The sequence below is a fragment of the Oceanobacter antarcticus genome (assembly GCF_044962685.1).
Lineage (GTDB): Bacteria > Pseudomonadota > Gammaproteobacteria > Pseudomonadales > Oceanobacteraceae > Oceanobacter > Oceanobacter antarcticus.
Genome location: NZ_JBBKTX010000131.1, coordinates 1 through 243 on the forward strand (window position 1 = coordinate 1; position 243 = coordinate 243).

The 243-nt window shown below is 53.1% G+C and carries 1 protein-coding gene; it reads right to left on the reverse strand.

Going from position 1 to position 243, the window contains the following annotated elements; genetic code table 11:
• The coding region (locus WG929_RS21225) for an EF-Tu C-terminal domain-related protein (protein WP_494517123.1) at window positions 1–243 on the reverse strand (243 nt) is incomplete at both ends.

Genomic DNA, 243 nt, shown 5'->3' on the forward strand with positions numbered 1-243 from the left:
GAACGTTGTCACCTGGCATGACCATTTCCACGCCTTCTGGCAGTTCACACGCACCGGTGACGTCGGTGGTACGGAAGTAGAACTGAGGACGGTAACCTTTGAAGAATGGCGTGTGACGACCTCCTTCATCTTTACCCAGTACGTATACTTCGGATTCGAACTTGGTGTGAGGCGTGATAGAACCTGGCTTCGCCAGTACCTGTCCACGTTCAACTTCGTCACGCTTGGTACCACGCAGCAGAA